The 20,014-nt window shown below is 36.9% G+C and carries 17 protein-coding genes; 4 read left to right on the forward strand and 13 right to left on the reverse strand.

Features of this window, described 5'->3' with window-relative positions; all coding sequences use genetic code 11:
- Positions 1–17 precede the first annotated feature (17 nt).
- Positions 18–965: a glucosaminidase domain-containing protein gene (locus tag ACRD7B_RS08845; protein WP_430824161.1), complete on the reverse strand. Its 948-nt coding sequence runs from the start codon at positions 963–965 to the stop codon at positions 18–20.
- Between the two features lie 136 nt (positions 966–1,101).
- Between ACRD7B_RS08845 and ACRD7B_RS08850 the strand changes: the two genes are divergently transcribed.
- Positions 1,102–1,593 (forward strand): cytidine deaminase, encoded by a 492-nt coding sequence (locus tag ACRD7B_RS08850; protein WP_430824162.1) that lies wholly within the window; start codon positions 1,102–1,104, stop codon positions 1,591–1,593.
- Between the two features lie 34 nt (positions 1,594–1,627).
- Here the strand turns inward: ACRD7B_RS08850 and ACRD7B_RS08855 are convergent, their stop codons facing one another.
- Together ACRD7B_RS08855 and panB are read right to left on the reverse strand one after the other, a co-directional pair.
- Entirely contained in the window at positions 1,628–2,323 is a 696-nt protein-coding gene (locus tag ACRD7B_RS08855) for an RluA family pseudouridine synthase (protein ID WP_430824163.1), read from the reverse strand.
- A gap of 11 nt (positions 2,324–2,334) precedes the next feature.
- On the reverse strand, positions 2,335–3,153 hold the full coding sequence (gene panB / locus ACRD7B_RS08860) for a 3-methyl-2-oxobutanoate hydroxymethyltransferase (RefSeq protein ID WP_430824164.1): 819 nt from the start codon (positions 3,151–3,153) through the stop codon (positions 2,335–2,337).
- Between the two features lie 237 nt (positions 3,154–3,390).
- Between panB and ACRD7B_RS08865 the strand changes: the two genes are divergently transcribed.
- Complete coding sequence (locus ACRD7B_RS08865; protein WP_430824165.1) at positions 3,391–4,575, forward strand: DcaP family trimeric outer membrane transporter; 1,185 nt, start codon at positions 3,391–3,393, stop codon at positions 4,573–4,575.
- Here ACRD7B_RS08865 and ACRD7B_RS08870 read toward each other — a convergent pair whose 3' ends face one another.
- The 7 genes from ACRD7B_RS08870 to ACRD7B_RS08900 all read right to left on the reverse strand — a co-directional run bounded on the left by ACRD7B_RS08870 (position 4,576) and on the right by ACRD7B_RS08900 (position 10,398).
- A complete protein-coding gene (locus ACRD7B_RS08870; RefSeq protein WP_430824166.1) occupies positions 4,576–5,745 on the reverse strand; it encodes a hypothetical protein in 1,170 nt (389 codons plus the stop codon).
- A 45-nt stretch (positions 5,746–5,790) separates the two neighbouring features.
- Positions 5,791–6,408, reverse strand: coding sequence for a cytochrome b/b6 domain-containing protein (locus ACRD7B_RS08875; protein WP_430824167.1), 618 nt, complete (start codon positions 6,406–6,408; stop codon positions 5,791–5,793).
- A gap of 2 nt (positions 6,409–6,410) precedes the next feature.
- Entirely contained in the window at positions 6,411–7,346 is a 936-nt protein-coding gene (locus ACRD7B_RS08880; RefSeq protein ID WP_430824168.1) for a cytochrome c3 family protein, read from the reverse strand.
- Positions 7,347–7,437: 91 nt separating this feature from the next.
- Positions 7,438–7,854 carry a c-type cytochrome gene (locus tag ACRD7B_RS08885; protein ID WP_430824169.1) on the reverse strand — a complete coding sequence of 139 codons (417 nt, stop codon included), beginning with the start codon at positions 7,852–7,854 and terminating at the stop codon, positions 7,438–7,440.
- Between the two features lie 39 nt (positions 7,855–7,893).
- Positions 7,894–8,775, reverse strand: a complete 882-nt coding sequence (locus tag ACRD7B_RS08890) for a DUF5777 family beta-barrel protein (protein WP_430824170.1) — start codon at positions 8,773–8,775, stop codon at positions 7,894–7,896.
- Positions 8,776–8,786: 11 nt separating this feature from the next.
- Entirely contained in the window at positions 8,787–9,176 is a 390-nt protein-coding gene (locus tag ACRD7B_RS08895) for a hypothetical protein (RefSeq protein WP_430824171.1), read from the reverse strand.
- Between the two features lie 97 nt (positions 9,177–9,273).
- Positions 9,274–10,398: a hypothetical protein gene (locus tag ACRD7B_RS08900; protein WP_430824172.1), complete on the reverse strand. Its 1,125-nt coding sequence runs from the start codon at positions 10,396–10,398 to the stop codon at positions 9,274–9,276.
- A 560-nt stretch (positions 10,399–10,958) separates the two neighbouring features.
- Here ACRD7B_RS08900 and ACRD7B_RS08905 point away from each other — a divergent pair.
- Together ACRD7B_RS08905 and ACRD7B_RS08910 are read left to right on the forward strand one after the other, a co-directional pair.
- Entirely contained in the window at positions 10,959–11,657 is a 699-nt protein-coding gene (locus ACRD7B_RS08905) for a Crp/Fnr family transcriptional regulator (RefSeq protein ID WP_430824173.1), read from the forward strand.
- Between the two features lie 3 nt (positions 11,658–11,660).
- Complete coding sequence (locus ACRD7B_RS08910) at positions 11,661–12,479, forward strand: UbiA prenyltransferase family protein (protein WP_430824174.1); 819 nt, start codon at positions 11,661–11,663, stop codon at positions 12,477–12,479.
- 180 nt (positions 12,480–12,659) lie between these two features.
- On the opposite strand, the gene bglX is transcribed toward ACRD7B_RS08910, so the two are convergent.
- The 3 genes from bglX to ACRD7B_RS08925 all read right to left on the reverse strand — a co-directional run bounded on the left by bglX (position 12,660) and on the right by ACRD7B_RS08925 (position 19,668).
- On the reverse strand, positions 12,660–14,954 hold the full coding sequence (gene bglX / locus ACRD7B_RS08915) for a beta-glucosidase BglX (protein WP_430824175.1): 2,295 nt from the start codon (positions 14,952–14,954) through the stop codon (positions 12,660–12,662).
- A gap of 83 nt (positions 14,955–15,037) precedes the next feature.
- Positions 15,038–16,585: a RagB/SusD family nutrient uptake outer membrane protein gene (locus ACRD7B_RS08920; RefSeq protein WP_430824176.1), complete on the reverse strand. Its 1,548-nt coding sequence runs from the start codon at positions 16,583–16,585 to the stop codon at positions 15,038–15,040.
- Positions 16,586–16,602: 17 nt separating this feature from the next.
- Positions 16,603–19,668, reverse strand: a complete 3,066-nt coding sequence (locus tag ACRD7B_RS08925; protein ID WP_430824177.1) for a SusC/RagA family TonB-linked outer membrane protein — start codon at positions 19,666–19,668, stop codon at positions 16,603–16,605.
- Positions 19,669–20,014 lie beyond the last annotated feature (346 nt).

A 20,014-nucleotide genomic window follows, 5' to 3' on the forward strand; every position in this document is an offset into this window, starting at 1 on the left:
CAATTTTCAAATATCAATTACTTCTTTTTCTTTCTTCTTAAATTCAATCGATCACCAGCTTTAACTTTAGCGCCTTCTTCCAAGCGATTAAATCGCAATAGCTTTTTCAGTTTCACACCGTATTTCTGCGAAATATAGTGTAAGGTTTCGCCTTGTTTTACCACATGATATTCGTGCGATTTATGCGCTTTACCCTTTTTCCCCTGAATATATAAATAGCGATATTTCGACAAGTTGGCTCCCTTAGTCAGATCATTATAGTGATATAACTCCCAGTCTCTTAAACCAAACTCTTCGGCAATTGCTCCAAAACTATCATCGCTTTCAAGTCGAATAAACTTTACGCCATTATTATAATCAATCACATGGGTATTGTAGGTACTTATAACAAAATTATCATTGCCTGATTTACCGCTTCTTGATGAACCTGACTTTGGCTTCCAGTTCTTGTTTTCATCCAAAAGGTATAATTGATTCTTCTCAATGATATCAATTAAACGATGCGCATATTTAGGGTCAGTAGCATAACCTGCTTTCTTTAATCCCTTAGCCCATCCTTTATAATCTGTAGTTTTCAAATCAAATAACGATGCATACCTTTTCTTTCCTGTTAAGAAGTCGGAATGATCAATGTATGATTCATAAACTGTCTTGTACTTTCTAAAACACTCATTATCCTCGTCATCATCGTGATAAACACGCTTGCCTTTCCAATCGCTATGACACTTGATTCCAAAATGATTATTTGACTTTCGTGCTAAAGTACTATTACCATTGCCCGATTCAAGAATACCTTGAGCCATAGTAATACTGGCTGGAATGGCAACTCGATTCATTTCCTTTACGGCTAAATCCTTATACAATTCAATGTATTCTGAGGTGCTATATTTTCGATTAGATTGCCCGTTTACATCCAAATTCACCAACAACACTAATACAATTAACAACGATAGTACCTGTTTCATACATCTTTATTTTAAGAAATGAATTTTAATTAATGCAACAAAGATAAAAAATTAGAAAAGCGACAATATATGATAGAGTTAAAAACAATATTGTAAATTTGGTCAAATAATAGACATTATCATTCTAAACGTTTGTATGAAGAATTTTATTATATCAACAAGTATAACGGTTTTTGAAACACCGAATGAATTAAGCGATAAAGATCAACACTTGGTTGAATCGGCCAAACAAGCTTGTGAAAGAGCCTATGCACCCTACTCAGGATTTAATGTTGGAGCAGCTGTACGCCTGAGCAATGGTGAAATTATTCAAGGGAATAATCAAGAAAATGCCGCATACCCATCAGGACTATGTGCCGAACGAGTGGCCTTGTTTTATGCCAATTCAAAATTTCCGGATGTAGCTGTTGAAGCTATTGCCGTTATTGCAAGCAATGAAAACGGAGTATTAAAAGATCCGGTTGCGCCTTGTGGTGCATGTCGTCAAGTAATGCTGGAAACCGAATTGCGAATGAAACAAGCTTTTTACACCCTACTGATTGGCGCAAGCGAAATACATCGAATTGAGAATACAAAAGACTTATTACCACTGACTTTTACAGGTGAGGGCGTTCGTAAAAAGAAATAAAAAGAGGCATTATTAAATGCCTCCTTCACTGTCTTTATTTGTCATTAATAACGTTCTTAAATTCTTTCCAAAGATTCTCTTCTTCAGGCGTTTTAGCAATTAAACAAATTGGCTCTTTGCTAACCGGATGTATGAATTCAATCTTACGGGCATGAAGAGAAATTCCTCCACTTTTATTGGAACGAGGGAAACCATATTTTAAATCCCCACGAATTGGGCAACCGATCTTTGCCAACTGGCAACGGATTTGATGATGCCTTCCTGTTTGCAAATCAACTTCAAGAAGGTAATAGTTCTTCAAACCAGATACCATTTTATAATTCAAAATAGCCTCTTTAGCTCCAAGACGTGTTTTCGGGAAGGCATATGATTTGTTCTTTTCCGAATTCTTAAGGATAAAGTGACGCAACTGGGCTGAATCATTTTCGGGTAATTCACCTACAATGGCAAAATAACTCTTTTTGACTTTCCGCTCTTCAAACATTTTATTCAAACGTGTTAATGCCTTACTTGTACGCGCAAACAACACAACGCCACTCACAGGCCTATCCAAACGATGAACCACGCCCAGGAATACTTCACCAGGTTTATTGTACTTTTTCTTAATGTACTTTTTAACCTTATCGCTTAAAGTCTCATCACCAGTTTTATCACCTTGTACAATGTCAGATGTTGACTTGTTAACGGCAATTATATGATTGTCTTCAAATAATATATCTAACTTACCCATTCAATTAAAATCTAATATTGTTCTCTTTCATTAGGAAACTCAAGGCTCTTAACATCGCTAATGTAATTACCCACAGCTCCACTTATTTCAGCAAATAAATTATGATAACGCCTCAAAAAACGTGGCGAAAATTCCTGATTGATACCTAACATATCATGCAGAACCAACACCTGACCATCTACTTGATTTCCGGCACCAATACCTATTATTGGAATGTGTAATTCCTTAGATACCTGACCAGCCAGATCAGCAGGAATCTTCTCTAATACAATACCAAAGCAACCCGCTTCCTCTAACAAATGCGCATCTTCGATTAATTTCTTGGCTTCCTCTTCACGTTTAGCACGTACGGTATAGGTACCAAATTTATGTATCGATTGTGGCGTTAAACCCAAATGTCCCATAACAGGAATACCTGCTGACAAAATACGCTGAACCGATTCTAAAACCTCGCTACCACCTTCCAACTTCACAGCATCGGCTGCCGTTTCTTTCATTATTCGAATGGCAGATGTTAATGCTTCTTTTGAATTTCCCTGATAGGTACCAAAAGGCATATCAACCACAACCAAAGATCTGTTTACAGCCCTCACAACCGAAGCACCATGATAAATCATTTGATCCAATGTGATTGGTAAAGTTGTTTCCCAACCTGCCATCACATTCGATGCAGAATCGCCAACCAGAATCACATCAACTCCGGCATTATCAACAATCTTTGCCAATGAATAGTCATATGAGGTTAACATGGCAATCTTCTCACCCTTCATCTTAAGTTCACTTAATACGTGGGTTGTCACTTTTTTACGACGTTCTTGTGCAACAGACATAATTAAAGTATTTAACGGCCTTTATTCGGCAGTATTAATTTGTTAGACATTCACCAAAAATGGTAAGTATTAATTAAGTAACAAGCCACAAAGGTAGCAAATTGATATAAGCCTACAGCATTATTGTCCGTATCCTTTGTTATTTTGCTAATATCAGCTTGATTTTTCAAATCACATATGTATTTATTCACGATACAATTGACTAAATTTGAATTAAACCAAGCACTAAAAATTGATATGAGCCAAAATTACACAATGAATCCTTCTCTAAGATCTATCCTATCAATTATTTTCATTCTAATCGGATCAATGCTTTATGCGCAGAGCTCATTAAGCGCTTCTGATTCTTTTTTTAAAGACACCATTGTCACTTCTAAGTTTAAAGTTTCGATTGGAGGACAGATGCGACTAAATGGATTCTACGATTTTAATGCCTTACAGAATTCTGAGTCGTTTAATATTACAAATATTCCGACAGGAGCTAGTAATACATCTCCACGCTTTGCTTTAAGCGTACGACAATCACGCATCAGTCTCGATGCTGGTTACAAATCCGAAAAATTTGGTAACATATACACTTTTTTTGAAGGCGATTTCTTAGGTGATGGTCCATTAGATTTTAGGCTGCGTCATTTTTGGATTGGCATTAAATCATTTCGTGTTGGGCAGGATTGGTCAGCCTTTTGCGACATGGATGTCTGGCCAGATGTCATTGATTTTGATGGACCTCCGACAGGAGCATGGGCACGTTCGGCACAAGTTAAATACACTAAGCAAATTGAAAATTTTGGTCATTTTGCTGTAGCATTTGAGTCACCTAGGGCAAGTATTACAGAAGTTCCTGTGGTAGATTCGACCTTAACATCAACTTTCCAAGGCGCACCCGATCTTACGTCTCATTTAAATTACAAAGGTGATTGGGGACATATACAGTTAGCCATGGTACTTCGTAGAATTAATTTTCTGGTAGAAGAGAAAACCTTAGCTAATAACGCTGGTGGACTATCATTATCGGGCCACTTTATGCTTGGTAAAAAAGATAAGTTTCTATACCAAGCAAATGGTGGCTCAGGCATAGGCAGTTACCTTGTATCCTTTGAAGGTGGCGGCTACGATGCGGTAACAAAGGGTGGCAAAGAACTGTCTAACATTAAATCGCTTGGCGGCTATTGTGCCTATGAAAAATGGTGGAGCGACCAATTCAAATCCACATTGGTTTATGGTTACATGCATTTAGAAACCGAAATAGGATATACCATTGATGATACCTTTAACGGCCATTATTCATCCGCCAACCTATTTTGGTTAATGGATGAGAACCTTACCCTTGGATTAGAAGGTCAGTATGGTAGTGTTAATGATTTTAGCGGCCAAAGTGGCGATGCAGCAAGAATTCAATTCATGCTTCTGTTTAATTTTTAATCATTTGCGCTTTATACGAAAAAACAAACCTATTAAAAGAAGGGCAAATCCGATATATTTCAACTCAATCCAGCGATCAAAAATGAGTAATAAATCAACAACTGGAGTTTGACTTCCATAGCGTTCATCTATACCAGCAACCGCAATTGACCAACCTTTAAGTTTTAAGACTTCATCTTGCTTTATTTCATAATCGGTATAATTAGTCACCGTTTCAAACACGCGTATCTTTGCAATGTAATTAGTGGTTAATGGCAAGTTTAATCCCAAGGAATTTCTACCATCTACATTTAACAAACGGGGTCTATGGTCATTCATACCAGAACTAAGCCAGCCATTTACCAATGAATCCCCTGAGGCATCAGAAACATTAATCAGTGCAGCCTGAATCGTATTTAATTTACTTGATTCAACATAACCACTATCAGTCAATATAGCCTTGGGTAAATAAGATTCAACTTCCACCTTCCAATTGTTTATAGAAAACAATAATGACTCACCCAAACTAGGTCCTAAAAGAGAATCACTAACCATTGAACCATCATCCGCTACAACAATTAATTTAGCCGGCTCATCCTGCATTACAATATTCAGAAACTTTATAGCAAATGGGGTACGATAAATTGCTTTGTCGTAATTCACGCCATTGAAAATAGCACGATCAGTACCCGTAAGCATCTTCATTTTGTAATAATCATGCTGCCCTCCAACAGTTGAGAAAATAAAAAGGAGAAGTCCAACGTATGATAAGGCAGTAAACCAAGTCCTACCTCCCTTTGCTGATAAGCCCTGAATTATGGCAAAACCAATTCCAAAAAACACATACACCATCAATAGCTGTATACCAACTCCGTCGATATAATGATAGATAGATAAACCATCCTTTAATGGGAATACATACAAATATATCGCCCCTAAAAACAGGACAACAATACTAGCTAACATGGTCCAAAACGACGCTAATTGCCTAAGGAAAGTACTACTACTAAGTAATCCAATTACGATACCTAAGGCAAAAATAATTGATACAAAATAGGCATTACTTGGCCACATTAACTTAAACCAAGAAAATTGTCCTAAAACCGGATTTGAAATATAACCAAGAAAAAGTAAAACGATAGTAATACCCAAGCCCGACAAAAACTCTTTGCCTTTATTAACATCAACCATGTAAATTATTTAAAGTTTGAACTAAAAAAAATGCAATCAACAAGTTTAGTGTGCTTCATGAAATCCACTCACGATACTCTTGAAATTAGACGTAAAAGTAGCACCCATTGTTGCAAAATATAGATGAATAAATAAGAACATGCTTACCACGAATCCTGCACTTGCATGTAACAATGCTGTCAATAAAGTTCCTCCAACCCCAAAAACATTGTTAACAATTAATTCCGGAAAAAACAGCGCAATGCCCGTTATCGCTAATATTGGGAATAAAACAAACAATACAGCCACATAGGTTACTTGTTGCAATGGATTAAACTTCATTGCTTCTGTAGTAGGAAAAGGTGGTTCTTGCTTCTTAAACACACCAAAAACGTAATACTGAATTTGTTTTGTCAATCGACCAATCAAACCTTTAAACTGTATTTTGTAATGTTTCTTATTAGGTGAGAACATCATCGCCAACAAGAAAAGAACATAGGCAATAACAATACCAATTCCTGCAATATTATGACTGGCTACCGCTAATTCAAAAGGAACAATAGGTAAATCAGGACTTGAATATTGCATGCTGATACCTGTGATTAATAAAACCAAGAAAAACAAAGCGTTAAATGCATGCCAAACCCTCAACCACAATGGATATAAATATAATTTCGCGCTCATTTTTATTTCTTTTTTAGTAGAATTAAACGAAGAATAAAGTGAATCATCAAGCCAAAAATCATCAAGCCAAATAAAACTATACTCACAACATTAAGCGTTTTATTTCGGTTGGCACCAATCATATAACCTTCATTAAGTATGGTGGCATTAAAAAAGCCTGACTGTGCACGACTCTCTTCGACCCTATGTGCGTATAGTGACTCCATTAAAACAGAGTTGGCACTGTGACAATCCACACAACTGCGCAAAGCTTCAGCTTTTGGCAAAATCTTATGCGACACTAATATATCATCCTGAACCTTGGTATGGCAATCGATACACCTCACCTTATTAAAGTGATTTCTTTGATTTGGCAACCAGGCATGAATATCTTCAATTGCTTTAGGGTCATCATCGCTCAATAAACCATATTGAAATTTATTAGCATGGCAACTCAAACACATATCGTTGCTTAAACTAACCACATCTTTAATTGGGCCATTTTCGCGCAACGCCAATTGATAGCCATGTGGGTCGTGACACATCCAACAATTAAACTTCTCATCATTTGCCTTATAATGAACACTCTCTTGAAATTCAGCTTCTATACCCTCAAAATTATACTTCGCATAGTCATCATCTCCCCCATGACAATCAATACAAGCGTATTTTTCTTCCATACGCAATTCTCCTGAATGAGGGAATGTTTCATATTCAGGCGAATGGCAATCGATGCACGCAAATGATTTGTGAACTGATAAGTGCATTTTTGTGCTATCAACATGATAAAAAGGATTCATCGGACGTTTGTCCATTTGTCCTGTCCACTCATTTTCATATTGATAAAAAACCTCACCATGGCAACTTAGGCACTTCTCATTTTGTTGTGCCAAAAGCGAATAAGGCAAAATAGCTAAGCAGAAAACACTTAGAAACAACGATCGCTTTAATTTTTTCATGATAGCATGTATATAATATTGACGATATAAAAACTGCCCACAGAAAGAATCCTCTTCTTTAAGCAGGCAGTATTTTTTTAGCTTTATTAGCCTATTTTTTCTTTAAAGTATGCATATAGGTCACAATTGCCCAACGCTCTTCCTCATCCGTAATTTTCTTTTCGAAATTAGGCATCTCATCACGCCCAACAAATGATTGGTAATAGATAACCCCATCCTTTTGAGCTTTAAACTCAGCTGAAGTAAAATCACCTAAATCAGCATCAATACTTCTGGCCTTTGGTCCATTGCCTTCACCAAAATTACCGTGACATGATTTACAATGCTTTGAATACATCATTTTACCTAACTTCACCATTGAAGCATCATCAACTGACTGAGGATTCTTCATACTTTGATATTTAGCCGGTACATCCCAAGGCTTTTTTTCCTGTACAAACGACATTAAAAGCAAGCCAAACAAAACAAGTAAACTACCTGATAAAATTCTAACTTTAATTTTCTTCATATCCCTTTCTTTAAATTCGTATTGAAAAAATTCAATATACTAAAAATTCCACAAACGTGTAATATTAAATCCAAAACGGAAACTTCTTAAATCCATTTCGGCCTGATTGTGCATGTATAATTCTTGATTAAGAATACCCAAACCATTGGTTAAAAAGATTTGGAAAGCATGCGTACTTGTTGAAACCTCATATCCAATGGCCATATGAGCCTTTGGCGGTTTCGTAAAAGTGGAATATTGAGATATGCTTGAAATTTGCAAAGGTATACCTAACTCAAATGTTAAAGATGATTGTGGACTAAACTTAACGCGTCCTCCAAATCCAACACCTATTTTGTCATTGTCCATTAAACTATCCACAGCATTATAATGTGTGAAGTTAACACTGGCCTTTAAGGTAATCCAATCTGTAAATTTACGATCTACTATTAACTCACTAAAGTACGACATACGATCACTAAAAGCATAATCCGTGCCAAAAACAGTTTCTTCTCTAGCGTCAATAGCAGCATTTCCATACAAGGTAACACTCACGGGCATCGTATTCTGACGTGTTTGCCTAAAAGGTGTATACTTAGCTTGAAAATCTTGATATTTCTTTTGACTATTGGTACCAAAACCAACATTCAAATTATCTAAAATTGAATAATTAAAGCCAATACGAATATTAGCACCAGGAGCCATAATACCAAACACATCACTAATGCCATTCTCAACAACTCCAAAACGGTGATTAATCACCATTTCTAAAGTATTCTTTTGTTGTGTTACACTAGTATGATGGTTAACTATTGTTCCCGATTCCCATGGTGAACGAACTGGCTTGTCAACAACTTTTTCTACGGTTTCGGTTTCCTCTTGAGCAAATAACATAGCGCTCGATAGTAGAGCTAAAACCAATGTATATAAATATTTTTTCATGTTTATAGGTTTTAGTTATCTAATGCGCCTTGGTCAATCCACACCTTTATTATTTCACTTTGGTTACCAACATAATCAACACTTCCATGAGGACCAGGTTGAACCGTTTTAAAAGTAAGAATTGTACTTTCAGAAGAATTATCTTTATTTATTGCCCTTGGATGACTCATTAAACTAGCATGAGCATTGCCCACTGTTAAATCAAGTCCTCCTGCACTAGGATGACAGCTAACACAACCCTGACTTGTCCAAATAGGCTCTACCTCAGCAGAAAAACTAATTGGCACTTCTGGATCAACTGGGTCTCCTTTATCTGGAACTATTGTTTTGTACTCACAACCTACAAAGCCAATTAACAGCAGCAGTAATGAGGATATTATCAGATGTTTTATTTTTTTCATAAGCCGATACGTTTTCTATTACGCTAAATAACAGGTAATAGATGTAAGTATACAACAACTGCTTTCTTAGGATAAAGAAAGCAGTTGAAGATATGTTTTAGTTATTTGTACCTAAATATGCTCTTCCTGCAGTAATCAATGACTCACTGTACTCCTTATTATGAATGCCATAACTGTGATCATTCTTAACCAACGCATAATTCCAGTAGGCTGCAAGCTCTTTATTAGTCCATGTACCGCCAATAAGATGTCCTTCAGCATCCATAATACCAGCATCCATTAGGTCTTGTCCTAATAAGGCATGAAGCGCTTTGGTAGAAGCCATAATACCTTCTAAATCAATTGTAGCTCCACGGTCGGTATGACAAGTATTACAAGCTCCAAATTCAACCGTATCATCGCCTTTACGAAGCCCCATTGCGTGGCCTCCCAAGTATTCGCCATAATTTCCTGTTGAAGCAATAAACGACATGTGACAACTTTTACAGCTATGATGCCCTTTGGTTCCAGATGGAGCAGTTGGATCTGTTGTTCCTACATATCCACCAACACCACCAAAAATAGCGCCTTGCGCTCCATAATGTGGTCCCCAATGAGCAGCTGCACCAGCAGAAATTTCTAAGGTTCCATCAACTGTTGGATCTGGTTGTGTATCACCTCTGTGGCGTGGCTGGTGACATTTAATACATGTATTACTCATGCCATTTGGATCACTATATTGACTTGTAGCATCTACCTCTAAGCCTGTAAACACATCATTCTCATTTAAATACATATCAACCGCTTTGGTATAATGCATTTTATAATCATCTGTTGTATAGGTTTTATGTATTTGGTGACAGGTACCACAACTCATCGGAGTAGCTTCCGGATGTGAACCTCCTGAATTATTATCATTAGCAACGGCAGTTAAAAAACCTTCATTTGAATGACACATTGAACATGAACCTCCTGCATAATTAGCATAACCAACATGACTTGGGCCATCAACAAAGTGCGTTGAATGCTCAAACTGAGTTTGTTTCAAAAACAAATCACTTTCATCGTTATGACACTCCATACATGTAGAGTTACCATTAGCCCCATCGGTGCCATTGGTGCCATCAATACCATCTTTTCCATCTTTTCCAGCCTCACCTTGTGGACCTTCTTTAGTACAGCTCATGGTTGCTGTGGCTAATACCACAAGTACCAGATAAAAAAATTGTTTCAGCTCTTTCATACTATTTGAATTATTGTTAACCTCTATTTAATTTCAGCGTTAACAATTTTAAACATTTTTTTAATAAGTAGCACGGTGTAAATAATACGAACCCCCATTGACAAAAATCAACACAAACTCACTAACCTACTGTTAACGTAGAACTTAATACTGCTGATTTAATGTAGATTTAATTCCTTATTTATAATCATTACAACTAACAATACTCCCTTATGCACTAATTACTAACCTATTACACCACAGTTTAACCAACATTAACATTAGCTAAACAAAACAAACAGACTAACTGATTGACTAATAAGAATAATCATCAAGGAACAAAAAAGACCATCTACCTAGTACACCCATTAAGCCCAACATGATAAAAAGTTATCATAACTATTAAATTATTTGAATAAAATTGCATTTTACAGCTACGGTATTAAATAATGAAACTCAACACGATACCAAACTAAGTTTACATCCCTAATAAAACATTAACCTACAAATATTTCGAATCATTTGTTACAACCAATAAATCAAGCTATATTCATTGTAGCAAACAAGTAATTTATTACCACATGACTCACACATCAAACCATCTAAATGGTTGCCATGATTGCAATATGAAGTTTAACGGCTTTGATACGCTCAGTGAGTTACAACTCAACACTTTTAAAGATTCGCATTGTAAAGTTGAGTACCGTAAAGGAGAAACAATAATCAAACAAGGTGCGCGCTGTAGTAATTTGGTTTGTATAAAATCAGGCTATGTAAAAATGCACGTTGAAGGGCTTGGAGGAAAGAGTGTTATTGTTAAGGTACTAAAGCCAGGCGATTTTATAATTAGCCCCGGTATTTTTGATGATAATAAGAATCATTTTTCAGCCTCTGCAATAACGGATGTGAACACATGCCTAATTAGTATTGAAGCCTTTAGGAAAGTATTTCACGACAATGATAATTTTGCTGAAAGTGTATTGAAGCACAATCACCAATTAATGCAAACGCTGTATCATCAATTAATTAATTTATCGCACAAAAAGATGACTGGGCGGGTTGCTGACACCTTGCTTTACTTATCTAAAGAAGTGTATGAATCAAATACTTTCTACACAACACTCTCTCGTCAGGATATGGCTGATCTTTCCAGCGTCTCAAAGGAAAGCCTGATACGAATTTTAAAGGACTTCAAAGACAGTGGCATTGTTGTTGTTGAAGGCAATCAGTTTAAAATACAAGCTCTAAATACTTTGCAAAACATTAGCAAAGTAGGCTAACTAATGAAGCTCTTAAGAAAGTTAATATTTTCAAACATTTGGATTTCTCTGTCTGCAGTCTCAGTAGCTTGGATTCAAGCCTATTTGTTTGAATATAAACTTAGAGCTAACCTTATTGCGCTAATTTTCCTGGGGACTTATACAATTTACAACTACATTTACCTTGCAAGTTCACTTATCCATTCTAAGAGAATGAATCAAGATCATTTGCAATGGCTAAAGAGATATAAAACAGGACTTATCATTAGTTCAAGCCTTTCATTATTTGTATGTTTGTATCTTTTCATTGGGCTAAACATTATTCAAAAAACACTATTATTTATAGCAGGGCTATTGTCCCTTCTTTATGTTTTTCCAAATAAAACGAAACATGGGCTAAGGTGGATTCCTTACTTAAAAACACCAAGCATTTTAATTACTTGGCTGGTTGTAACCACTATTTTACCACAAATTGAATCTCAATTTTCACAAGTTGAGGCAAATACAATTTACTTTGCCATTCCATTCCTCCTCGCATGGATACTAATATTCGATCTCAGGGATTATTCTAAAGATTTAGCATCCATTAAAACATGGCCACAAAAATTGGGATTTAGCACTACCAAATTCATTTCGCTAGCTTTTATTGTCCTAGCCTTTATTTTGCTTATTCTAAACCTAAACAACAACTTACATCAACTTATTTCATTTGCTATTTTATGTCTGTACATTTTGGCTATTATTCGACTCAAATATATACCATATCATAACTACGCTATCATCTTTGATGGTTTACCAATACTTTGGGGATTTTCTCTCTTGCTACTCGAGTTTCTACAATAAAAAAAGCTGACTTAGAAGCCAGCTTAATTCTAATCTCTCAGCAAATACCTTTATTTAACCCTAATTATTTACCAAAATGATAATATAGTGTATTGCGACAAAGTTTTACCAACAATTTTGATACTCAAAATTGGGTGCAACTAAGTCGGGGTTAATCCGCATTAAATCTTATGTGCTTAACTAATGTGATGAATAATGCGGATTAATTTCAAATTCCAGTTCTTGCGTTTCAACAGAGTTACCTCCTACAAAAACCTTGAATTTACCAGGCTCAACTACGTATTGCCCATTAGGCATATAGTAACCAAGTTCTTTCTGGGTCAAGCTAAAGTGTAGCTCTTTACTTTCACCAACTGCCAGTTCAATCTTTTCAAAACCCTTAAGTTCTTTTACAGGACGAGCATATTTAGCTGCAAGGTCCTGAATATATAACTGAACGACTTCTTTACCATCTACACTTCCATTATTAGAAATTGTTACTGAGCACATCAACTCGTCATTCACCGACATGCTACTTTTATCCAATTTAAAATCAGAATAATGAAAATTGGTATAACTCAAACCATAACCAAATGGATACAAGGGCGTATTTGGCGAATCGGTATAACACGACCACAAAGCCTGTCCGGGCTGCTCTGCTGTTGGCCGACCAGTACTTTTATAATTGTAATAAATTGGCACCTGACCAACATTACGTGGAAAAGTCATTGGCAACTTACCCGATGGATTATAGCGACCAAACAAAACATCAGCAATAGCGTGTCCAGCCTCAGTTCCTCCATGCCAAGCTTCTACAATAGCTTGAGCCTTTACAGCAACATCAGGAATTGCCAAAGGACGACCATTCATTAGCACCACTACAATATTCTTATTCACGGCATAAACTGCATCAAATAATTCTTTCTGAAGGCCACGCAAACCAATATCGGTCTGACTACGCCCTTCTCCAGATTGAAAACAATCTTCACCTATTGCCAATAAAACAAGATCTGATTTTTTTGCTGCCTTAACTGCTGCTTTAAATCCAGAGCGGTCTGTTTCATTAAAGGTCATGAAATCAGGAAAGGTGCGTTTACCAATAGACAAATCGCAGCCCTTGGCATAATTAACCTTCACCGAAGGGGCGACACTTGCCTCAACTCCTTCAAGCAAAGAAACAGCAGTGTTTGCAACAGCCTGTGCACGCCAATTTCCCAATGGCGAATCCTTATCGTCGGCTAATGGCCCAATTACAGCAATGGATTTAACCTTATCCGATATTGGTAAAACAGCCTCATCATTCTTAAGCAAAACAATGGATTCGCGTGCTACCTTTCTTGAAGCCTCACGATGCTCTTCCGTGTAGATAGAATTTTTCTCACGTTCTACATCCGAATATTTGTAAGGATCGTCGAATAGACCAAGACGATATTTAATTCTTAAAATACGACGGACAGCATCATCAATCAACTTCTCATCAACCTTACCCTCTTCAACCAATTCTTGCAAATGAGTGATATAAGCCAAGGCCTCCATATCCATATCACAACCACCTTGAATGGCACGTAATGCGGACTCCTTCAAATCTGCCGCAGCACCATGTTCCATCATCTCACCAATACTATTCCAATCTGAGACAACAAAACCATCAAATCCCCATTCTCCTTTCAATAGATCGCGCATTAAAGCATCACTTGCAGTACATGGTTCTCCATCGATGGTATTGAAAGCATTCATAAAGGTTGCAACACCAGCTTCAGTGGAAGCTTTGAAAGTTGGCAACACTAAATTATATAGAGATTCACGACTTAGATCAACAGCGTTATAATCACGTCCAGCTTCAGAAAAACCATAACCTGCAAAATGCTTCGCACAAGCAGCAATGGTTGCAACGTCATCTAAATTATCTCCCTGGAAACCATTAATACGAGCCACAGAAATAATAGATGCCAGGTACGGATCTTCTCCTGCGCCTTCCATCACTCTTCCCCATCTGGCATCACGACCAACATCAACCATTGGTCCAAATGTCCAGTGCAATCCTTGAGCAGATGCCTCTTTCGCCGCAATTGATGCCGAAAGCTTAGCCAATTCAGGATCCCATGCAGCTGCTTCCGCTAAAGGAATTGGAAACATTGTTTTTTGACCATGAATAACATCGTAACCAAATATCATTGGTATGCCCAAACGGCTATTCTCAACAGCAAGCTTTTGCGCTTCGCGAGTTGCCTCGGCTCCAATCACATTTAACATGGAGCCAACTTTACCTGCTTTTATATTCTCAAATAATTCCTGAGTGTTATCTGCCTTTGGTGCAGGCCCAGTCATTTCCCATCGACTGGTATGTTGATTTAACTGCCCGATTTTTTCATCGAGCGTCATTTTACTCAATAGATCTTCAATAAAACGATCCTCTTCTGAATTCTGATTTCCTCCAGAAGAGCAGCCCGAAAGGGCAACTAATGCGAAAACTGTTAATACAATAAAATACTTCATAAGGTTTATTTAAAGTTTATGGTATTAAAAAAACAAAAAGACTGCCACAAAATGGCAGTCTTTCATAAAAAAACTTAAATATTTTAATTGTAACCTGGGTTTTGATCCTCAACAGAAATCCCTGGGTTCAAATCAATTTCTCTCTTAGGAATAGGATAAACTTCATTCTTGCCTGATACAAAGCCTCTTGAACTAAGCTCAGCAGAAGCATCACCCCATCGAACTAGATCCCAGAATCGATGTCCCTCAAATGCCAATTCTAAAGAACGCTCCTTTTTAATAACAGCAAACAAAGCATCGCCAGTAAGATTCTCCCAAGCACTATGATCGGTAAAACCAGCACGACGGCGTACTTCTCTGATTAAAGGTACAGCTTGTGCATCTTTACCATCTCTGTTATAAGCTTCGGCTGCCATTAATAACACATCAGCCAAACGAATAAGTTTGAAAGGCGTATTCCAGTTAACTTCATTAACAGGACCCGCTGTTTCCGACGGTATTGTTGAATACTTCAAACGAATATAATCTTCATAGGCTTCCCAATTATTGTTCCCTGATTTATCCACATCTCCACCCAGGGCTTTAAAGTCAGCATCTGAAATAGTTGAAGCCTCATATCTTTCAGTTCCGGCTTCATTTCTGATTAAATCACCAAACTTTTCAGTAGGAACATTAAATCCCCAACCATTTACATATCCGATAACATCAAGGTTATTAAATGAACCATCGCCGCGAGGCCCCATTAATTGAACCACAAAATTAGATTCAGCAGTACCATCCCATGGTCCGCCCCAGTCGTGCGAATTTTGACTAGAATACAGAACTTCAAAAATGGACTCAGATCCGGCTCTCTCCGCCTTCATCCAAATAGTTCCATAATCTTCGACCAAACTATAATCATCATCAATAACATCTTGAAAAGCTGCATGTGCCAAGGCATACTCTTGTTTATATAAATGCATCTTGCCAAGTAAAGCACGCGCAGCACCTTTTGAAATTCTAAATTCAAAGCCTGAACCTAAATCTTCTTTTAAGGGCAATTGAGTAATTGCTTCCGTTAAGTCTTTTGCAATTTGATTATAAATGGTTGTTTTATCCGTTCTAGGCCAATCCACTTGTAGAGATGTTGGATTCGCTGTATAAAAAGGGACTTCACCCCACATTGTAACTAACTCAAAATACGCATAAGCTCTAAAAAATTTCGCTTCTCCCGAAACTTGGTCATAATTTGCTAAATCAGGTGAAATAATAGCTAAAATGCCATTTGATGAATTTACAATACGGTAAAATGAATGCCACACATCCATTAATGCCGGATTATCATACTCATGTGTAAAGTTATTTAACTGTTGTAATTTAGGTTGGTCTGAAGAAGAACCTCCTCCAGCATTTACATCATCACCAGGTAAAACTTTAGCGAAAAAGATACTTGACCAATCACCGTAGTTATTATAACCTACCTGTAGAAAATCATATACACCAATAATGGCGGATTCAGCTTCCTCTTCTGTTGTTAAATAATCATCACTTGAAAACTTCCCTACTGGGTCTTTATCTAATACAGAATCAGAACATGCAGCACCAATCAGTATTAGAAACAACACAAATATATTATATCTTAAATTTTTCATTGTTCTCTGATTTTGAATTAGAAATTAACGGACAAACCGAACATAAACTTCTTAGTTGTAGGATAAAGCCCTTTGTCAATACCTTGGCGATTGTCATCACCTGAACCAGCTTCGGGATCCATACCTTTATACTTAGTGAATGTAAAATAATCATCCAAAGAAATAAAAGCGCGAACTCTACTTAAACCAATTGAAGAAACTAGATTTGTAGGAATCGTGTAGCCTAACTGTAGCTGTTTGATACGCATATACGATGCATCCTGAACCACTAAATCACTTCTATACAAATAATCACTTTCATTATTTGGTTTTGGCATTGATGCACCTGTATTTCCTGGAGTCCATCTATCATCAAAGAAAAACTTAGGTTTATTGGTCATTTTACGATCAGTACGGAACCAAGCCATAAATACATCATTTCCTGACATACCTTGCATGAACATACTGAAATCAAAGTTTTTATACTCTAAATTAATAGTAGCACCATATAATAGATCAGGGTGTGGATCACCAATATAGGTTTGGTCAGCTGCAGTAATTTCGCCATCACCACTCACATCAACCACATTAGGCTCACCTGTTTCTGGGTTAATGCCATTAGTCTTATAGCCTTTAAAATACCAAATCGGTTGTCCCTGTTCAAACCAAGTCATATCATATCCACGAACATTTGCTCCCGGTTGTGGTGTATCGTCTAATACTTGTGTTACTTCATTTTTAAGTGTACTCAAATTCAAATTAACAGAATACTTTAAACCAAATGAAGTTGTATTGCGCCATCCCATTTCAAATTCAAAACCAGAGTTTTCAACCGTACCTAAGTTGGCTGATGGGCTATTATAGTTACCATAACTACCTGGTAAAGTAAGTGTTTTAATTAAACCTTCTGTACTTTTCTTATAATAGTCCATTGAAAAACTAAAACGACTGGCAAAAGCTCTTAAATCAACACCAACGTTTGTTTGATCAGATTTTTCCCATAACAAATCTGGATTAATTGGGCTGTCAACTCTTGAACCTTGAGCCAAAGTTTCATCCTCATTAGGGTACATTATCCCTTCTGAAGTCCAAAATTCACGATCGGCAAATGGAATAACATTAGCGATACTACCATTTTCACCCCAACTGGCTCTAAGCTTCAAATAATCTATAGCATCAACTCCCCAGAAATCTTCCTGTGAAATAACCCATCCACCAGATATGGCAGCAAATGAATTCCAACGATTATCCTTTGGTAATACACTGGCTCCATCCCTTCTTAAAGAAGCCTCCACCATGTATTTGGCTTTATAGTTATAACTCAATCGTCCAAAATATGATACTAGTGAAGATTCTTCTAATGTTCCACCAACACGGTTAGTTGTCTTTTCAACCGAAAAATCATGGTAAGCATATTGCGATCCTTCCTTTGGCATTTGTGACTTCAGGTAATAGTTAGGGTGCGTATAATCTTCAAAAGACATACCAATCAATCCCGTGAAATCATGATCCCCAAATTTCTTATTATAAGACGCAAAGTTTTCCCAAAGTGCCTTATAATACTTGTCTGACCAATCTTCAACAATGTTAGTATTATTCGAACGTTCTGATGAAAAATAATATTTTGGTGACCAAGCTTTCTGAGTCACATAAGTCAATTCTAAACCAATACGAGAAGTGATACTTAAACCTTTTAACGGTTTTAAAGTTCCATAGAAAGAAGCTAGTAACTTATCTGTTATCTGCTTATCGTGGGTATTTTCCATAAAGGCAACAGGATTGGCAGTTTCACCAGTTACAAAACGATTAAGTCCATAGTACTGCCCACTTCCATTTTGAAGTGGAGTATTACCACCAGCATAAATCGCATCAATTCTACTCATATCCGACTCAATAATCGGCGTATAAGGATCCATCAACAAAGCACTATTTACGATTGAACGATACTCATCATCCTCAGGTAACACATTGCGACTTGAGTGAGAAAAGTTAAGATTATTACCAACTTCCAACCATGGCTTCATTTCGCTTTTAGTATTTATACGGAATGTATAACGTTCAAAACGTGCATCTTCACCACCAATTGCTCCATCTTGTCTCAAAAAAGAACCCGACATTAGATAAGTTGATTTCTCAGAACCTCCCGAAAAACTTAAGCTATGACGCTGCATTGGAGCTGCTGTACTAATAGCATCTAACCAGTCAGTATCATAATTCTCGCCAGCCGGAGGAGTTACAGTTTCTCCTGCCTCAGACATAAATTGTGAATACTCTGCTGCATTCATCATTTCAGCATTTGTTGAAAGGTTCTGAATACCGTACTGAAAATTATAACTTACTTGTGTTGTTCCCTTTTTACCACTTTTAGTCGTTATCATTACAACACCATTGGCACCTTCAGTACCGTAAATAGCAGCAGATGCAGCATCCTTAAGTACTTCCATCGATTCAATATCGTTCGGATCAAGGTCATCAATACCGCCCGTTTTCATACCATCAACAATGTAGAGTGGGTTACTGCTTCCATTGGATCCTGTACCACGAATACGAATCTTAACACCTGCACCAGGTGCTCCCGATGTTGGCATAACAGCCACACCAGCAGTTCGCCCCTGCAATGCACTTTCAACACGTCCGTTGGATACTTTTTCTAACTCTTCGCCTTTAACCGATCCGATAGCTGCTGTTACAACGCTTTTTCGTTGCACGCCATAACCTACTACTACCACCTCATCCATGTCAATGGCTTCCTCTTCTAAAGTGATATTAAAAGTTGTTTGGTCACCAACCAAAACTTCCTGTTCATTGTAACCAACAAAACTAAAAATTAGAGTATTCTCAGGTGACACCTCCAAAGAAAATTGACCATCTACATCCGTGATGGTTCCCTGGGTTGTGCCTTTAATGGCGATGGTTACACCTGGTAAAGAGATTCCACTTGCATCGTTTACCGTACCCGATATCATTTTAGATTGGGCACTTACTTGTGAAATATTAAAAATAGCTAGCAATAAAATAATTGCTGATTTAAACAGCCAATGGCCGTTAGTCTTTTTGTCGCGCACACATAGAAAATGCTGCGTCTTAAGTCTAGACTTTTTCATAAAATTTGCAAACTTTAATTAATTCAATTCCATTTAATTATTGGGTATTAACTCCTAAGAATCCGGCAATAGAGTCCAATTTATTTTCCGAATTCTTTCGTTTTCCGTCTCGATAAATTATGTCATAAGCACAACTTGTTTTAATTAATATTTTGGTTCAGCTAAATATTCTTTTTAAAATTTCAGAATACAATCCTCGCAAATAAAAGGAAGCTTATCGCTACGAATAATTTCAATTCAGATCGATTGAATATTTATCCTTTGGCGTGTGGATTATCTTCTATACCAATGTTAAAGATGTTACTAACAAATAAACACTATTTAACAAAGCACTTAATCCCGTAGT

It is taken from the genome of Carboxylicivirga fragile (assembly GCF_050589805.1).
Taxonomy (GTDB): Bacteria; Bacteroidota; Bacteroidia; order Bacteroidales; family Marinilabiliaceae; genus Carboxylicivirga; species Carboxylicivirga fragile.

What these genes read in the sequence shown, in the direction of transcription:
- ACRD7B_RS08900 (WP_430824172.1), bottom strand. Translation starts at nt 10,398, where the DNA reads ATGAAAGAGCTGAAACAATTTTTTTATCTGGTACTTGTGGTATTAGCC.
- ACRD7B_RS08865 (WP_430824165.1), top strand. Translation starts at nt 3,391, where the DNA reads ATGAGCCAAAATTACACAATGAATCCTTCTCTAAGATCTATCCTATCA.
- ACRD7B_RS08920 (WP_430824176.1), bottom strand. Translation starts at nt 16,585, where the DNA reads ATGAAAAATTTAAGATATAATATATTTGTGTTGTTTCTAATACTGATT.
- ACRD7B_RS08925 (WP_430824177.1), bottom strand. Translation starts at nt 19,668, where the DNA reads ATGAAAAAGTCTAGACTTAAGACGCAGCATTTTCTATGTGTGCGCGAC.
- ACRD7B_RS08890 (WP_430824170.1), bottom strand. Translation starts at nt 8,775, where the DNA reads ATGAAAAAATATTTATATACATTGGTTTTAGCTCTACTATCGAGCGCT.
- ACRD7B_RS08850 (WP_430824162.1), top strand. Translation starts at nt 1,102, where the DNA reads ATGAAGAATTTTATTATATCAACAAGTATAACGGTTTTTGAAACACCG.
- ACRD7B_RS08870 (WP_430824166.1), bottom strand. Translation starts at nt 5,745, where the DNA reads ATGGTTGATGTTAATAAAGGCAAAGAGTTTTTGTCGGGCTTGGGTATT.
- ACRD7B_RS08885 (WP_430824169.1), bottom strand. Translation starts at nt 7,854, where the DNA reads ATGAAGAAAATTAAAGTTAGAATTTTATCAGGTAGTTTACTTGTTTTG.
- ACRD7B_RS08845 (WP_430824161.1), bottom strand. Translation starts at nt 965, where the DNA reads ATGAAACAGGTACTATCGTTGTTAATTGTATTAGTGTTGTTGGTGAAT.
- ACRD7B_RS08880 (WP_430824168.1), bottom strand. Translation starts at nt 7,346, where the DNA reads ATGAAAAAATTAAAGCGATCGTTGTTTCTAAGTGTTTTCTGCTTAGCT.
- bglX (WP_430824175.1), bottom strand. Translation starts at nt 14,954, where the DNA reads ATGAAGTATTTTATTGTATTAACAGTTTTCGCATTAGTTGCCCTTTCG.
- ACRD7B_RS08910 (WP_430824174.1), top strand. Translation starts at nt 11,661, where the DNA reads ATGAAGCTCTTAAGAAAGTTAATATTTTCAAACATTTGGATTTCTCTG.
- ACRD7B_RS08875 (WP_430824167.1), bottom strand. Translation starts at nt 6,408, where the DNA reads ATGAGCGCGAAATTATATTTATATCCATTGTGGTTGAGGGTTTGGCAT.
- panB (WP_430824164.1), bottom strand. Translation starts at nt 3,153, where the DNA reads ATGTCTGTTGCACAAGAACGTCGTAAAAAAGTGACAACCCACGTATTA.
- ACRD7B_RS08905 (WP_430824173.1), top strand. Translation starts at nt 10,959, where the DNA reads ATGACTCACACATCAAACCATCTAAATGGTTGCCATGATTGCAATATG.
- ACRD7B_RS08895 (WP_430824171.1), bottom strand. Translation starts at nt 9,176, where the DNA reads ATGAAAAAAATAAAACATCTGATAATATCCTCATTACTGCTGCTGTTA.
- ACRD7B_RS08855 (WP_430824163.1), bottom strand. Translation starts at nt 2,323, where the DNA reads ATGGGTAAGTTAGATATATTATTTGAAGACAATCATATAATTGCCGTT.